The following is a 14,363-nucleotide window of genomic DNA, read 5'->3' on the forward strand; positions in this document are numbered from 1 at the left end:
GCCATGGCGAAACTGAAGATCACCCAGGTCCGCTCCAAGATCGGCGGCAAGCAGAACCAGCGCGACAGCCTGCGTTCGCTCGGTCTGAAGCGGATCGGCCACTCGGTCGTCAAGGACGACCGTCCCGAGTACCGCGGCATGATCAACGTCGTGTCGCACCTGGTCACCGTGGAGGAGGTGGACTAGATGGCGGACAACACCGAGACGGGCGGCGAGCGCGGCGACGCGCTCAAGCTGCACCACCTCCGGCCGGCGCCCGGTGCGAACAAGGCCAAGACCCGCAAGGGCCGCGGCGAGGCGTCCAAGGGCAAGACGGCCGGCCGGGGCACCAAGGGCACCAAGGCCCGCTCCACCGTGCCGTTCGGCTTCGAGGGCGGCCAGATGCCGCTGATCCGGCGGCTGCCGAAGCTCAAGGGCTTCTCCAACCACCGGTTCAAGACCACCTACCAGGTGGTGAACCTGGACAAGCTCTCCGAGCTGTACCCGGACGGCGGCGAGGTCACCGTCGCCGACCTGGTCGCCAAGGGTGCCGTGCGCAAGAACCAGCTGGTGAAGGTGCTCGGTACCGGTGAGATCAACGTCGCTCTGCAGGTGTCGGCGCACGCCTTCTCCGCCTCGGCGAAGGAGAAGCTGACCGCTGCGGGCGGCGGAGTGACCGAACTGTAAGGAGTTGGGGCCGGTACCGATCCCGCCCGACCACCGCTCGACCCGCATCCGTGCGGCTCGGCGGCGGAAGCGCGGCGGTACCGATTTCGTGGCGAATTGGGGCGCTCCAACCGGGTGGTTCCGCATGGAACCGCCGGGGGGAGCGCCCTTCGCTGTCGAACTGTTAGAGTGCGAAACGCCCCAGGGGTAGGCTCGGCGGCGGGACGAACGTCCGCGCCGTTACCGACGACGTCGCTCTCCCGGCGAGGTCGGATGGATCACGGGCCGGCCCGAGAACTCACAGCCCCAGGCTGTCGCCGGCTCCGCTAGTGACACCGCAACGATCCAGGATCGACCGTGACGTATCGATACGGTCCCGTAGCCGCGGCCGTGCAGGAGGACCCGTGCTAACCGCGTTCGTTCGTGCGTTCCGCACGCCTGACCTGCGCAACAAACTGCTCTTCACCCTGTTCATTCTGGTGATCTTCCGGCTCGGCTCCGCCGTGCCGCTGCCCGGCATCGACTCCGCCGAGATCCGCCAGTGCATGGAGAACGCGACCGCCAGCGGGGGCGGCGTCTACCAGCTGGTGAACCTCTTCAGCGGCGGCTCGCTGCTCCAGTTGGCGATCTTCGCTCTGGGCATCATGCCCTATATCACCGCGAGCATCATCCTGAACCTGCTCACGGTGGTCATCCCGAGGCTGGAGACCCTCCGCAAGGAGGGGCAGTCGGGCCAGGCCAGGATCACCCAGTACACCCGCTACCTGACCATCGGCCTGGCGGTGCTGCAGTCCACCACCATCCTGGCCATGGCGCAGAGCGGGCAGATGTTCCAGAACTTCTGCTCCCCGTCCCTGTTCATGCCGAACCAGGACATCCTCACGCTGATCACCATGGTCTTCACCCTGGTGGGCGGCACCGCCGTCATCATGTGGTTCGGCGAGCTGATCACCGACCGCGGTATCGGCAACGGCATGTCCCTGCTGATCTTCACCCAGATCGTCGCGGTCTTCCCGAGCGAGATGATCCGGATCTGGCAGGAGCAGGACCGCTGGGTCTTCGCGGTCATCGTCGCAGCCGGCATCGTGATGGTCGCCGCGGTGGTCTTCGTGGAGCAGGCGCAGCGCCGCATCCCGGTGCAGTACGCCAAGCGCATGGTCGGCCGCCGGATGTTCGGCGGCACCTCCACCTACATCCCGCTGAAGGTGAACCAGGCCGGCGTCATCCCGGTGATCTTCGCCTCCTCGCTGCTGTACCTGCCGACCCTCGCGGTCGGCCTGCTCGGCGAGGACAGCACCAACCCGGTGGTGCGCTTCCTGATGACCTACTTCGACCCCACGCAGATCCACCCGGTCTACATGGCCACGTACTTCGTGCTGATCGTGGGCTTCGCGTTCTTCTACGTCGCCATCACCTTCAACCCCGCCGACGTCGCCGACAACATGAAGAAGTACGGTGGGTTCATCCCGGGCATCCGCCCTGGCCGTCCGACCGCCGAGTACCTCGACTTCGTACTCTCGCGGATCACGACGGCCGGTGCGCTCTACCTCGGGGTGATTGCCCTGCTGCCGATGGTGGCGCTCGGGACGGCTGGTGCGTCCGCGAACTTCCCCTTCGGCGGTACGAGCATTCTGATCATGGTCGGTGTCGGGCTGGACATGGTGAAGCGGATCGAAAGCCAGCTCCAGCAGAGGAACTACGAAGGCTTCCTGCGATAGTGCGCGTTGTTTTGGTGGGCCCCCCTGGTGCGGGCAAGGGAACTCAGGCCCAGTTCATCGCCGAGGAGCTGCTGATCCCGAAGGTGTCGACAGGCGACATCTTCCGGGCCAACGTCAGCGGCGGCACCGAGCTGGGCAAGACGGCAAAGGCCTACATGGACCGTGGTGACCTCGTCCCCGACGAGGTCACCATCGCCATGGTGCGGGACCGGCTCGCGCAGGACGACGCCCGGGAGGGATTCCTCCTGGACGGCTTCCCGCGCAACGTTCCCCAGGCCGAGACCCTCAAGAAGCTGCTGGCCGAACTCGACCAGCGGCTGGACGTCGTGCTCGAACTGCGGATCAGGGAAGAGGAGGTCGTCCGGCGGCTGGCGGGCCGCCGTACCTGCAGAAAGTGCGGGCACACCTGGCACCTGGACTTCGACCCGCCCAAGCGCGACGGCGTCTGCGACCTCTGCGGCGGCGAGCTGTTCCAGCGCGACGACGACCGCGAGGAGACCATCCGGCACCGCCTGGAGGTGTACCGGGAACAAACCGCGCCGCTGATCGAGTTCTACGGTGCGGACGGCATCCTGGTGCCGATCGACGCCACCGGCGCGGTCGACGTGGTCACCGAGCGGGCGCTGGACGCGCTGCGGCCGTTCCTCAAGACCTAAGGCAGAGCGGTGCGGGCCAGGGCGCGTGCGTCCGGCCCGCACCCGGCGGTATCCGCATGATCGGGGATTGACACGTGGGTCTGCGCAAGCGCACATCGCGGTTCCAGCTCAAGAACGAGGCGCAGATCCGCAAGATGCGCGCGGCCGGGCTGGTGGTGGCCGACACCCTGGCCAAGATCGCCGCCGCGGTCGCCCCCGGGATCACCACCGCCGAACTCGACGCGATCGCCGAGCGCAACATCCGCTCCTCGGGGGCGGTGCCCTCGTTCAAGGGCTACCACGGCTTCCCGGGCAGCATCTGCGCCTCGGTGAACGAGGAGATCGTGCACGGCATCCCGAGCCCGGACAAGGTGCTGCGCGAGGGCGACATCATCTCGCTGGACTGCGGCGCCATCGTCGGCGGCTGGCACGGCGACGCCGCCGTCACGGTCGGCGTCGGGGAGATCAGCGACGAGGACCGCAGGCTGCTGGCGGTCTGCGAGGCGTCGCTGTGGCACGGCATCGCCGCCTTCCGGCAGGGCAACCGCCTGGGCGACATCGGCCACGCCGTCGACGGCTACATCCGCTCCCAGGGCCGCTACGGCAATGTGGAGGGCTACGGCGGCCACGGCATCGGCACCGAGATGCACATGGACCCGTTCGTGGCCAATCGCGGCAAGCGCGGCGACGGACCCCCGCTGGTGTCTGGTATGTGCCTGGCGATTGAGCCTATGGTGAACCTGGGCACCCGGCACACCGAGGTGCTCGCCGACCACTGGACCGTGGTCACCCAGGACGGGAGGCGTTCGGCGCACTTCGAGCACTCCGTGGCCCTCACCCCTGACGGCCCGCTGGTGCTCACCGCGGCCGACGGCGGCCAGGCCGGCCTGGCCGCGCTGACCGGGCAGGTGAACGCGGTCGCGAGCCCCGCGAGGAAGGGTGATGGATCCTAGCGCCGGCACGCGTGCCTCCGACCGCGACCGCGACCGGGTCGCCCAGGCGCTGCGCGGCCACTACGAGCAGGGCCGCCTCGACTACCAGGAGTTCGACGAGCGCGTCCAGCAGGCGTTCACCGCCAAGACCCTGGGCGAGCTGCGCGAGCTGACCCTGGACCTGCCGGAGGAGGACCTCCGCCAGTACCGGCTGCCCGTCCCCGCCGAGCAGCGCGGCCGCGCCGTCACCGGGCTGTGGGGCGACTCCTGGCAGTCCACCGCGCTGCGCACCGCCTGGTTCATGTGGGGCGGCGTCAGCGCCCTCAACCTGGTGATCTGGGGCATCATCTCCGCCAGCACCGGCGGCTTCCTCTACCCGTGGTGGCTGTGGGTGGCCGGCCCCTGGGGCGTGGTCATGCTGGTCGTCACGGTCGCCGTCATCGGTACGCGCAAGGACGAACACAATCTGTGACAGGATGTGTACCGCGGTTTCGCGTACCATTGGCAGTGGCCCTCGGGAGGAGGAGACGTGGCGATGACCCTGTCCGCAGCGGATCCGCGATCGTGCTCTCTCCGTGAGGCCGCCAACCAGCTGAACGTCCCCGAAGGCTGGCGGGTAGAGATCGTCGGGAGCGGTCTGGTCGTGTCGCCGACACCACTGGGAAGGCACGCCGGAATCATTGACGACATCGCGGAGCAGTTGGCCCGGCAGTTGCGGGACGACCGGGCCGCGCTGCAGAACATCGCGGTCGAGGGCGTGGACGACGGCGAGGACTACACCATCCCGGACCTCACCGTGCTACCCGCCGCGGTCAAGTTCGAGGATGACTGGCTCTTTCCCGCGGACATCGTGGATCTGGCCGTCGAAGTCGTGTCGCTGAGCAATCCGAACAACGACACGGTCAACAAGGTCCAGGAGTACGCGGAGTGGGGTATCCCGGTGTACCTGCTCGTCGACCCTCGCGACGGCGGCATCGTCACCTACTCCGATCCGGTGGACGGCGAGTACAGGGCTCAGCACAAGTCCCGGTTCGGGGAGGCGGTGCAGCTGCCCAAGCCGCTCGCGGATGTGAGCATCGACACCGCAGCGTTCACCCGGTACGGCAGCGGACGCCCCTGAGTTCCGCCGTGGCCCGAAGTACTTTTCGGGAGAGGTACGATAAGAAGACCTGACGCGCGGGTTCTGGTCTGTCTGTCGTAGTGTGTCGCGCCACCTGGCGCGGCCCGAGGTCTCCAGGCCGCCTACTCCGCCGTCCGATCCCGTATCCGCGCCTCGCGGGCGCGTCATCTGGCGGTGGCGTCGGGTCCATCCAGCTAGTCGATCGAATGAAGCGAGGATATGCCCAAGAAGGACGGCGCCATCGAGATTGAGGGCACCGTTATCGAGTCACTCCCGAACGCTTTCTTCCGGGTCGAGCTCGACAACGGGCACAAGGTCCTCGCTCATATCAGCGGCAAGATGCGGATGCACTACATCCGGATCCTCCCCGACGACCGGGTCGTCGTGGAACTCAGCCCGTACGACCTCACCCGCGGGCGGATCGTCTACCGCTACAAGTAGCTAGCCTGCACCTCCGCGCCGCCGTGGCGGCCGCGGCGGACGACCCCGGAGCCATCAGTGAAAGTCAAGCCGAGCGTCAAGAAGATCTGCGCGAAGTGCCGAGTGATCCGCCGCAACGGCCGGGTCATGGTCATCTGCTCCGACCCGCGGCACAAGCAGCGCCAGGGCTGACGCCCCGTACAACCCACACGCGCCCCGCCTTCGCGTGAACACCGCGAAGCACCTCCGGTCGGAGGCCGGGGCCCCGCCAGGGCAGGCGGGGAGGGGCGCGTAGGACCTCCGCGAAGCAAGAGGAGAACCGCCCAGATGGCACGCCTCATCGGCGTCGACCTGCCGCGCGACAAGCGGCTCGAGGTCGCTCTCACCTACATCTACGGCATCGGCCGTACCCGTTCCCTGGAGACCCTCAAGGCCACCGACATCAGCGGCGACCTGCGGGTGCACCAGCTCGGCGACGACGAACTGGTCAAGCTGCGCGACTGGATCGAGGCGAACTACAAGATCGAGGGCGACCTCCGCCGCGAGGTGGCCGCCGACATCCGCCGCAAGATCGAGATCGGCTGCTACCAGGGCATCCGGCACCGCCGCGGCCTGCCGGTGCACGGTCAGCGCACCCAGACCAACGCGCGCACCCGCAAGGGCAAGAAGAAGACCGTGGCCGGCAAGAAGAAGGCCGGCAAGAAGTAGTCCGCATCGGGTCCATGCGGACCGATGATCTCCAGGAGTGAAGAGGGCAGATGCCTCCGAAGAGCCGCCAGGGCGCCGCACGCAAGGTGCGCCGCAAGGAGAAGAAGAACGTCGCGCACGGCCAGGCGCACATCAAGAGCACGTTCAACAACACGATCGTCACGATCACCGACCCCACCGGCGCGGTGATCTCGTGGGCCAGCGCGGGCCAGGTGGGTTTCAAGGGCTCGCGCAAGTCCACCCCGTTCGCCGCGCAGATGGCGGCCGAGGCCGCCGCCCGCCGTGCCCAGGAGCACGGCATGCGTAAGGTGGACGTGTTCGTCAAGGGCCCCGGCTCCGGCCGGGAGACCGCCATCCGGTCGCTCACCGCGACGGGCCTGGAGGTCGGCTCGATCCAGGACGTCACCCCCGTCCCGCACAACGGGTGCCGTCCGCCGAAGCGGCGCCGGGTCTGACCCGCACCGCTCGGCCGTGGTGAACCCGCGGCGGAAGGCCGCCGCGGGACCATCTGTCTGATCCGCGTTCGTCAAATAGCGGGCATCGCGGAGAAACGGAGTACGAACAATGCTCATCGCACAGCGTCCGACCCTGCAGGAAGAGCAGGTCGACGAGTACCGGTCCCGGTTCGTGATCGAGCCGCTGGAGCCGGGCTTCGGCTACACCATCGGCAACTCGCTCCGGCGCACGCTGCTGTCCTCGATCCCGGGTGCCGCCATCACGAGCATCCGCATCGAGGGCGTGGAGCACGAGTTCACCACCGTCCCCGGGGTCAAGGAAGACGTCACCGAGGTCATCCTGAACCTCAAGGGCCTGGTGGTCAGCTCCGAGCACGACGAGCCGGTGGTCATGTACCTGCGCAAGCAGGGGCCCGGCGAGGTCACCGCGGCCGACATCGCGCCGCCGGCTGGTGTCGAGGTGCACAACCCCGACCTGCACATCGCGACCCTCAACAGCAAGGGCAAGCTGGAGATGGAGCTGACGGTCGAGCGCGGCCGCGGCTACGTCTCGGCGGCGCAGAACAAGCAGCCGGGGCAGGAGATCGGCCGGATCCCGATCGACTCCATCTACTCGCCGGTGCTGCGGGTCACCTACAAGGTCGAGGCCACCCGTGTCGAGCAGCGCACCGACTTCGACCGCCTGATCCTGGACGTCGAGACCAAGCCGTCGATCCGGCCCCGCGACGCGGTGGCCAGCTCGGGCAAGACGCTGGTCGAGCTGTTCGGCCTGGCGCGTGAGCTGAACGTCGACGCCGAGGGCATCGACATGGGCCCGTCCCCGACGGACGCCGCCCTGATGGCCGACCTCGCGCTGCCCATCGAGGAGCTGAACCTCACCGTCCGGTCCTACAACTGCCTCAAGCGCGAGGGCATCCACTCCGTGGGCGAACTCGTGGCCCGCAGCGAGCAGGACCTGCTGGACATCCGCAACTTCGGCGCGAAGTCCATCGAGGAGGTCAAGCAGAAGCTGGTCGACATGGGGCTGTCCCTGAAGGACTCCCCGCCCGGGTTCGACCCCACCAGCGCGGCCGACTCCTACGGTTCCGACGACGAGGACAGCTACGTCGAGACCGAGCAGTACTAAGGCGATCGATCCCGGCCGACCGGCGCCGGACCGCAATCTGAGGAGAACGACATGCCCACGCCCACCAAGGGCCCGCGGCTCGGGGGCAGCGCCGCTCACCAGCGACTGATGCTGGCGAACCTCGCCACGTCGCTGTTCGAGCACGGCAGGATCAAGACCACCGAGGCCAAGGCGAAGCGGCTCCGCCCGCTGGCGGAGAAGCTGATCACCTTCGCCAAGCGCGGCGATCTGCACGCCCGCCGCCAGGTGATGACCGTGGTCCGGGACAAGAGCGTGGTCCACACGCTCTTCACCGAGATCGGCCCGAGCTTCGAGAACCGCCCGGGCGGCTACACCCGGATCACCAAGGTCGGTCCGCGCAAGGGCGACAACGCGCCCATGGCCGTGATCGAGCTGGTCCGGGAGCAGCTGGCGGCCCGCACCGAGACGGCCGCCGCGGCCGCCGAGGAGCCGGCCGGCAGCGCCGCCGCCGAGACCGCCACCGAGGCGGGCGACACTCCCGCGGAGGACACCACCTCGGCGCAGACCTCCGGGTCCGCCGAGACCTCCCAGGCCGAGGGCGACGCCGACGAGGCGCAGGCCGACAAGAAGGACTGAGTCGCGGACGGACACCGTCCCGCCGCAGGCGCCCGCCGTCCCGTGCAGGGGCGGCGGGCGTTCGCGTGCGGGGACGCGGCCGGGAGGGCCGATGAGCGAGCAGGCCGAGGCGGCGCCGGAAGTCCGGCTGCGGCTGGACATCGCCTACGACGGCACCGACTTCGCGGGCTGGGCCCGCCAGCCGGGGCGGCGCACCGTGCAGGGCGAGCTGGAGGCGGCGCTGGAGCGGGTGCTGCGGCTGCCTGAGGCCGCGCTCACCGTCGCCGGGCGGACGGACGCGGGCGTGCACGCCAGCGGCCAGGTGGCGCATCTGGACCTGCCCGAGGCGGTCTGGGCGCCGGAGGCGGACGGCCGGCTGCTGCGGCGGCTGGCCGGGGTGCTCCCGCCCGACGTGCGGGTGCGGGCGGTCGGCCCGGCGCCCGAGGGCTTCGACGCCCGCTTCTCGGCGCTGTCGCGGCGCTACGTCTACCGGGTGAGCGACGAGCCGGGCGGGGTCGACCCGCTGCGGCGCAGGGACGTGCTCTGGCACCGCCGCCCGCTGGACCCCGAGCGCATGAACGAGGCGGCGGAGCGGCTGCTCGGCGAGCACGACTTCGCCGCCTTCTGCCGCCGCCGCGAGGGCGCCACCACCGTGCGCGAGCTGCAGCGGCTGCTGTGGACGCGGACCGGGGAGCACCGCTACGAGGCCGAGGTGCGCGCCGACGCCTTCTGCCACAACATGGTGCGCGCGCTCGTGGGCGCGCTGCTGGCGGTGGGCGACGGCCGCCGGGGGCCGGAGTGGCCCGCGCGGGTGCTGGCCGCCGGGGTGCGCGACTCCAGCGTGGCCGTGGTGCCGCCGCACGGGCTCACCCTGGTGGAGGTGCGGTACCCGTCGGGTGAACCGGGCGCGATGGCCGAACGCGCCCGGCTCACCCGACGGGTCCGCACCGGGCCGGAGCCGGACGGCGACGGCTCCGGCCTGCCGCCCCGGACCGGGGAGGCCGCCCGCGGCTGAGCCGGGACCGCGGCCGGGCGGGGCGGTGCCTTCTGTGCGGTCAGCCGACGGTGTAGGCGTGGGCGCCCGCGCCCGCCAGCGCGCCGCCGTCGACGATCAGGTACTCCTCGCGGATCGGGCGGCCGGCGAACCAGCTCTCCAGGATCTCCCGGGTGCCCGCCGCGTAGCGGGCCTGGGCGGACAGGGTGGAGCCCGACACGTGCGGGGTCATGCCGTGGTTGGGGGCGGTGCGCCAGGGGTGGTCGGCGGGCGCGGGCTGCGGGTACCAGACGTCGCCCGCGTAGCCGGCCAGCCGGCCGCTGCGCAGCGCCCGGACGACGGCGTCGCGGTCCACGATCCGGCCCCGCGCGGTGTTGACCAGGTAGCCGCCCCGCTTGATCCTGCCGATCAGGGCGTCGTCGAAGACGCCCTCGGTGCCCGGGTGCAGCGGCGCGTTGATGGTGAGGACGTCGACCGCGCCGGCCAGCGACTCCACCGACTCGTGGTAGGTGAGGCCCAGTTCGGCCTCCAGTTCGGCGGGCAGCCGGTGCCGCTCCGTGTAGTGCAGCTCCACGTCGAAGGGCTTGAGCCGGCGCAGCACCGCCGTGCCGATCCGCCCGGCGCCGACGGTACCGACCGCCATGCCCTCCAGGTCGTAGGCGCGCGAGACGGCGTCGGCGATGTTCCAGCCGCCGTCGAGCACGATGCGGTGCGCCGGCAGGTAGTTGCGGACCAGCGCCAGGATCTGCATCACCACGTGCTCGGCGACGCTGATGCTGTTGCTGTAGGTGACCTCGGCGACGGTGATGCCGCGACGGGTGGCGGCCTTGAGGTCGACGTGGTCGGAGCCGATCCCGGCGGTGACCGCCAGTTTCAGCCGGGGCGCCGCCGCGATTCGCTCGGCGGTGAGATATGCCGGCCAGAACGGCTGGGAAATGACGATGTCGGCATCGCGGAGTTCGCGGTCGAATTCGGAGTCGGGCCCTTCTTTGTCGGAGGTGACCACGAAGGTGTGGCCGGCGTCCTCCAGGTACCGGCGCAGCCCGAGCCCGCCGGAGACCGAGCCGAGCAGCTCGCCGGGGGTGAAGTCGACCGCCTCGGGGCTGGGCGCGGTCTGGCCGCCGGGGTAGCCGGTGATCCGCGGGACGCCGTCGCGGGCGTAGCGCGGCGGGTAGCCGCTCACCGGGTCGTCGTAGAGTACCGCCACGATCTTGGCCATCGCTGGTTCCTTTCCGGCGTCCGGCGCCGGCGCCGCTGCGCGGCGCCGGACGGGCGGCGTTGGGCGAATACGCGGGAAGGTGAGGAGAAAGGGAAGTAGAGGGGACATGCGGCGTCAATCGGAAACATGGCTGAATGGCTTCCGTTGATCCGTTCGCATACTCATTCGCTGGTGTTCTGCCATTGAGCCTGCCATTGGCGTGAAATGGCGTCAAATCATTCTTTCTTCCCGGCCGATAGACGCCGTTTATCGCCTAGGCTGGAGCTGGCGCCGGGGCGGACCGGGGAGGCGAGGCCGTGCTGCTGCGGCAGTTGGAGTACCTGACCGCGCTGGCGCGCGAGCGCCACTTCGCCCGCGCCGCGGAGTCCTGCCACGTCTCGCAGCCCGCCCTGTCGGCGGCCATCCGCAAGCTGGAGGCGGAGCTCGACGTGCCGATCGTGCGGCGCGGCGCCCGCTTCGAGGGCTTCACCCCCGAGGGCGAGCGGGTGCTGCGCTGGGCGTACCGCATCCTGGCCGAGCGCGACGGCCTCACCGAGGAGCTGGGGGTGCTGCGCGCGGGGCTGACCGGCCGGCTGCGGATCGGCGCGATCCCCACCGCGCTCACCACCGTGCCGCTGCTCACCGTCCCCTTCGCCGCGGAACATCCGCTGGTGACCGTCTCGGTGCTGTCGCTGCCGTCGGCCGACATCCACCGGCAGCTGGCAGAGTTCGAGCTGGACCTCGGCCTCACCTACCTGGGCGGCGAACCGCCGCCCGGCCTGCGCGCCAGCCCGCTCTACCGGGAGCGGTACGTGCTGCTCACCCACGCCGAGGGGCGCTTCGCCACCGCGGAGGCGGCGAGCTGGGCGGAGGCGGCCCGGCTGCCGCTGTGCCTGCTCACCCCGGACATGCACAACCGCAGGGTGCTGGACGAGATCTTCCGCAGTGTGGACGCCGAGCCGGCCGCCACCGTGGAGACCAACTCGGTGGCGGCGCTGTACGCCCATGTGCACGACGGCCGGTGGGCCGGCGTCGTGCCGCACGCCTGGCTGCGCGTCTTCGGGGTGCCCGCGGGCATGCGCGCGCTGCCGCTGGTGGATCCGGTCGCCAGCCGACCGGTCGGCCTGGTGCGGCCCGACCGCGACCCTGAGCCGATCCTGGCCCGCGCCCTGCTTGAGGTGGCGCGCCGCGGCGGGGTCCAGCGCGAGCTGGACCGGCTGCTCCCCGGCTCGGCGGCCCGGGGCGGGGAGCCGCGCCCGGGCCGGCCCTGACGGCCGCGGGCCGGGATCAGCCCCCGGCGCGGCGGACGACCTCCGCTGAGGCGGGCGCGACGAACTCCTGGCTGAGCCGGACCAGGTCCTCGTCCTCCTGCGGGGGGAAGCGGCCGTTGCTGTAGCTGGCCACGGTGAAGGTGACGTAGCGGCCCCACACCTCGCCGGCGACCTGCGCGCCGGAGTAGTGCAGCCGGTCGGCGCCGCTGCCCTCGTCGCCCTGGAGCCCGGTGAACCACTCGCCGGCCGCGAAGTCCGCGCTCTCGTAGGCGGCGCGCGCCGACTCGGCGTCGGCGAAGGCGGCGATGCCGGTGGTCACGGCGAACTGCTGCTCGGCGTCGACGTAGCTGGCCCGCGCCACCTGGCGGCAGTCGTTGGCGCTCAGCACCTCGGCGAAGCCGTTCCTGGCCGCCGTGGCGCAGTCGTCGCTGGCCGCGGCGGTGACCTGGGTGAAGGTCTCGCCCTGCGCCGTCTCCAGGGTGGGGGCGGCGAAGGCGGTGGCGGGGTCGAGCGGGGCGGTGTCGGTGCTCTCGCTGGTGATGTCGACCGGCCCGGCCTGCTCCCCGCCGGGCGCGGCCGGGTCGCCGCCGGGGCGCATGCCCAGGAAGTAGCCGCCGATCCCGACCACCAGGACGAGGGCGACCACCACGATCGCGCCGATCAGCACGGCGTTGGTGCGGCGCCTGGGGTCGCGGCGCGGCTCCCGGTCGTCGTAGTCGTCGACGGGCGGCAGCCCGCCGACGCGGGTGGCGTCGGCCCCGCCGGGCCGGGCGGGGCCCAGGCCGTCCAGGCGGGTGGCGCGGGGGTCGCGGTCGGCCGGGACGGCGGCGAGGTTGGCGGTCTCGTCGTCAGGGCGGGAGACCGACCACGGCACCGGGCCGGAGCCGCGGCCGTCGTCGGGGCGGCGCCGGGGCGGCTGGCCGAAGGCGCTCCACTGCTCGCCGGAGCCTGACTCGCGGGTGTCGGGTGCGAACACGGCCGGCTGGGTGTGCACCGGCGGGGGCCCGGCGCGGTCGGCCGGGTTGGGCGGCTCGGCCTTGGGCTCGCGCTTGGGCAGCCCGGCCGGGGTGCGCGGGGGCGGGCCGCCGTGCCCGCCGCCCTGGCCCGGGGGCGGGCCCTGCCGCGCGCCCGGCGGCGGCGCGGCGTAGGGCTGCTGGAAGCCCTGGCCGGGCGGCGGGCCGCCCGCGGGCGGGCGCTGCGGCCCGGAGTCGGGCCGGGCGCCCTGGGGGTGCGGCGGCCGGGCGCCGCCGGGCGGGGTGCCCTGCCAGGGGTCGTGCTGGGGGTGCTGCCGAGGGTCGCCCATGGCGTTGGGCGGCGGCGGGACCACGAACGGCTGCCGTCCGGGCGGCGGCCCGGGCCGGGCCGGGGGGCCGTCGGGCGGGGGCTGGTGCGCTTGCTGGGGGGACCGCTCGCCGCCGCCCTGCTCGGGCCGGCGGTGCGGGTCCTGGGGTCCACTGGGGTGTGATCGCACGATTGGTGCCTATCGGATCCTCGGTGCGGGGCTGACGCTCAGCGACGGCGTCGCAGAGCAGGGTAGCGCCCCCTCGCCGGACGGAGCCCGGCGAAGTGCGACCGAGCGGGGCGCCGCGGGGCGAACGGGGGCGGAGCGGACGTGCCGGGCACGGCGCGAGCATGTCACGAGTGCTGCGCGGAGGAGGCATACTTGTAAGGGAAGGGGTCTGATCGGACCTGTATGGGACGGCACCGCACCGGAGCGACACCGTACAGGGACGGCCCGGCCGGTCGCCGCGGCGTTCGAGGAGCCTCACCGCTCCGCGATCCGCCCGCGACGTCCGCCGGCGGATCGAAGCAGCGGCGAGCACGGTGCGTGAGCGTGTCTTTTGACCCCCGGTGAAGTGACCGGTAGTCTGGGACGTCGTTGTGTGCGCTATGCTAGCGCGACTGATCCCAAGGCACATCATGACCGCGCTCTTCGCGTTCCGGTCAGGGTGTCCTTCGGGCCCCGGGTGGCCGGCGGCCGGTTCGGTGTCCTGACAGACCCTCCCGCGCCCGAGCAAGCGGCCAGACCGGTGGAACCTCGCCGGACTGGCGGGCCGCACCGCAACATCCGACAGACCAAGGACCGAAACGAAGGCTTACGACCGTGCGCACTTACAGCCCTAAGCCCGGCGACGTCCAGCGTCAGTGGCACATCATCGACGCGGAGGACGTCGTGCTGGGGCGGCTGGCCAGCCACGTCGCCACACTCCTTCGCGGCAAGCACAAGCCGATCTACGCGCCGCACTTCGACACCGGCGATTTCGTGATCGTCGTGAATGCCGACAAGGTGGCGCTGACCGGCAAGAAGCTCGAGCAGAAGCGGGCGTACCGGCACTCCGGCTACCCCGGCGGGCTCCGCTCCATCTCCTATGGCGACCTGATGGCCAAGCGCCCCGAGCGGGTGATCGAGAAGGCCGTCAAGGGCATGCTGCCGAAGAACTCCCTCGGCCGCCAGATGGCCAAGAAGCTCAAGGTCTACGCGGGCCCTGAGCACCCCCACGCGGCCCAGCAGCCGGTGCCGTTCCAGATCACCCAGATCAGCCAGGTCGCGCACTAGCGTTCCGC

18 protein-coding genes are annotated in these 14,363 nt (G+C 71.2%); 16 read left to right on the plus strand and 2 right to left on the minus strand.

The features are described 5' to 3' along the window. Window positions 1-3 precede the first annotated feature (3 nt). The 14 genes from rpmD (at window position 4) to truA (ending at window position 9,350) form a co-directional block, all read left to right on the plus strand. Window positions 4-186: a 50S ribosomal protein L30 gene (gene rpmD / locus CLV72_RS13020; RefSeq protein WP_106245149.1), complete on the plus strand. Its 183-nt coding sequence runs from the start codon at window positions 4-6 to the stop codon at window positions 184-186. Beyond that, window positions 187-666: a 50S ribosomal protein L15 gene (rplO, locus tag CLV72_RS13025; RefSeq protein WP_106245151.1), complete on the plus strand. Its 480-nt coding sequence runs from the start codon at window positions 187-189 to the stop codon at window positions 664-666. 383 nt (window positions 667-1,049) lie between these two features. After that, the gene (gene secY / locus CLV72_RS13030; protein WP_106245154.1) at window positions 1,050-2,363 is read left to right on the plus strand and encodes a preprotein translocase subunit SecY; all 1,314 of its coding nucleotides are present in this window, start codon (window positions 1,050-1,052) and stop codon (window positions 2,361-2,363) included. Then, window positions 2,363-3,019, plus strand: a complete 657-nt coding sequence (locus CLV72_RS13035) for an adenylate kinase (RefSeq protein WP_106245156.1) — start codon at window positions 2,363-2,365, stop codon at window positions 3,017-3,019. Before secY ends, CLV72_RS13035 begins: the two co-directional genes overlap by 1 nt. Before the next feature lie 74 nt (window positions 3,020-3,093). Next, window positions 3,094-3,951 (plus strand): type I methionyl aminopeptidase, encoded by an 858-nt coding sequence (gene map / locus CLV72_RS13040; RefSeq protein ID WP_425428064.1) that lies wholly within the window; start codon window positions 3,094-3,096, stop codon window positions 3,949-3,951. Then, window positions 3,941-4,402: a DUF1707 SHOCT-like domain-containing protein gene (locus CLV72_RS13045; protein WP_106245159.1), complete on the plus strand. Its 462-nt coding sequence runs from the start codon at window positions 3,941-3,943 to the stop codon at window positions 4,400-4,402. The genes map and CLV72_RS13045 overlap by 11 nt, the downstream gene beginning before the upstream one ends. 63 nt (window positions 4,403-4,465) lie before the next feature. Continuing rightward, entirely contained in the window at window positions 4,466-5,050 is a 585-nt protein-coding gene (locus tag CLV72_RS13050; protein ID WP_245930165.1) for a Uma2 family endonuclease, read from the plus strand. Window positions 5,051-5,269: 219 nt separating this feature from the next. Then, complete coding sequence (infA, locus tag CLV72_RS13055; protein ID WP_106245166.1) at window positions 5,270-5,491, plus strand: translation initiation factor IF-1; 222 nt, start codon at window positions 5,270-5,272, stop codon at window positions 5,489-5,491. Window positions 5,492-5,548: 57 nt separating this feature from the next. Next, window positions 5,549-5,662, plus strand: a complete 114-nt coding sequence (gene rpmJ / locus CLV72_RS13060) for a 50S ribosomal protein L36 (RefSeq protein WP_106245169.1) — start codon at window positions 5,549-5,551, stop codon at window positions 5,660-5,662. Between the two features lie 135 nt (window positions 5,663-5,797). Further along, complete coding sequence (rpsM, locus tag CLV72_RS13065) at window positions 5,798-6,178, plus strand: 30S ribosomal protein S13 (RefSeq protein WP_106245172.1); 381 nt, start codon at window positions 5,798-5,800, stop codon at window positions 6,176-6,178. 50 nt (window positions 6,179-6,228) lie between these two features. Beyond that, window positions 6,229-6,633 carry a 30S ribosomal protein S11 gene (gene rpsK, locus CLV72_RS13070; RefSeq protein ID WP_106245175.1) on the plus strand — a complete coding sequence of 135 codons (405 nt, stop codon included), beginning with the start codon at window positions 6,229-6,231 and terminating at the stop codon, window positions 6,631-6,633. A gap of 109 nt (window positions 6,634-6,742) precedes the next feature. Then, window positions 6,743-7,759, plus strand: coding sequence for a DNA-directed RNA polymerase subunit alpha (locus CLV72_RS13075; protein ID WP_106245177.1), 1,017 nt, complete (start codon window positions 6,743-6,745; stop codon window positions 7,757-7,759). Between the two features lie 51 nt (window positions 7,760-7,810). After that, window positions 7,811-8,356 carry a 50S ribosomal protein L17 gene (rplQ, locus tag CLV72_RS13080; protein ID WP_106245180.1) on the plus strand — a complete coding sequence of 182 codons (546 nt, stop codon included), beginning with the start codon at window positions 7,811-7,813 and terminating at the stop codon, window positions 8,354-8,356. Window positions 8,357-8,447: 91 nt separating this feature from the next. Then, entirely contained in the window at window positions 8,448-9,350 is a 903-nt protein-coding gene (truA, locus tag CLV72_RS13085; RefSeq protein WP_106245182.1) for a tRNA pseudouridine(38-40) synthase TruA, read from the plus strand. Window positions 9,351-9,390: 40 nt separating this feature from the next. On the opposite strand, the gene CLV72_RS13090 is transcribed toward truA, so the two are convergent. Continuing rightward, complete coding sequence (locus CLV72_RS13090) at window positions 9,391-10,548, minus strand: NAD-dependent formate dehydrogenase (protein ID WP_106245185.1); 1,158 nt, start codon at window positions 10,546-10,548, stop codon at window positions 9,391-9,393. A 296-nt stretch (window positions 10,549-10,844) separates the two neighbouring features. Between CLV72_RS13090 and CLV72_RS13095 the strand changes: the two genes are divergently transcribed. Further along, complete coding sequence (locus tag CLV72_RS13095) at window positions 10,845-11,798, plus strand: LysR family transcriptional regulator (RefSeq protein WP_106245187.1); 954 nt, start codon at window positions 10,845-10,847, stop codon at window positions 11,796-11,798. 16 nt (window positions 11,799-11,814) lie between these two features. Here the strand turns inward: CLV72_RS13095 and CLV72_RS13100 are convergent, their stop codons facing one another. Beyond that, window positions 11,815-13,269 carry a hypothetical protein gene (locus CLV72_RS13100; RefSeq protein WP_146159446.1) on the minus strand — a complete coding sequence of 485 codons (1,455 nt, stop codon included), beginning with the start codon at window positions 13,267-13,269 and terminating at the stop codon, window positions 11,815-11,817. 633 nt (window positions 13,270-13,902) lie between these two features. Between CLV72_RS13100 and rplM the strand changes: the two genes are divergently transcribed. Next, the gene (rplM, locus tag CLV72_RS13105; protein WP_106245192.1) at window positions 13,903-14,355 is read left to right on the plus strand and encodes a 50S ribosomal protein L13; all 453 of its coding nucleotides are present in this window, start codon (window positions 13,903-13,905) and stop codon (window positions 14,353-14,355) included. Window positions 14,356-14,363 lie beyond the last annotated feature (8 nt).

It is taken from the genome of Allonocardiopsis opalescens, from assembly GCF_003002095.1.
GTDB lineage: Bacteria > Actinomycetota > Actinomycetes > Streptosporangiales > Streptosporangiaceae > Allonocardiopsis > Allonocardiopsis opalescens.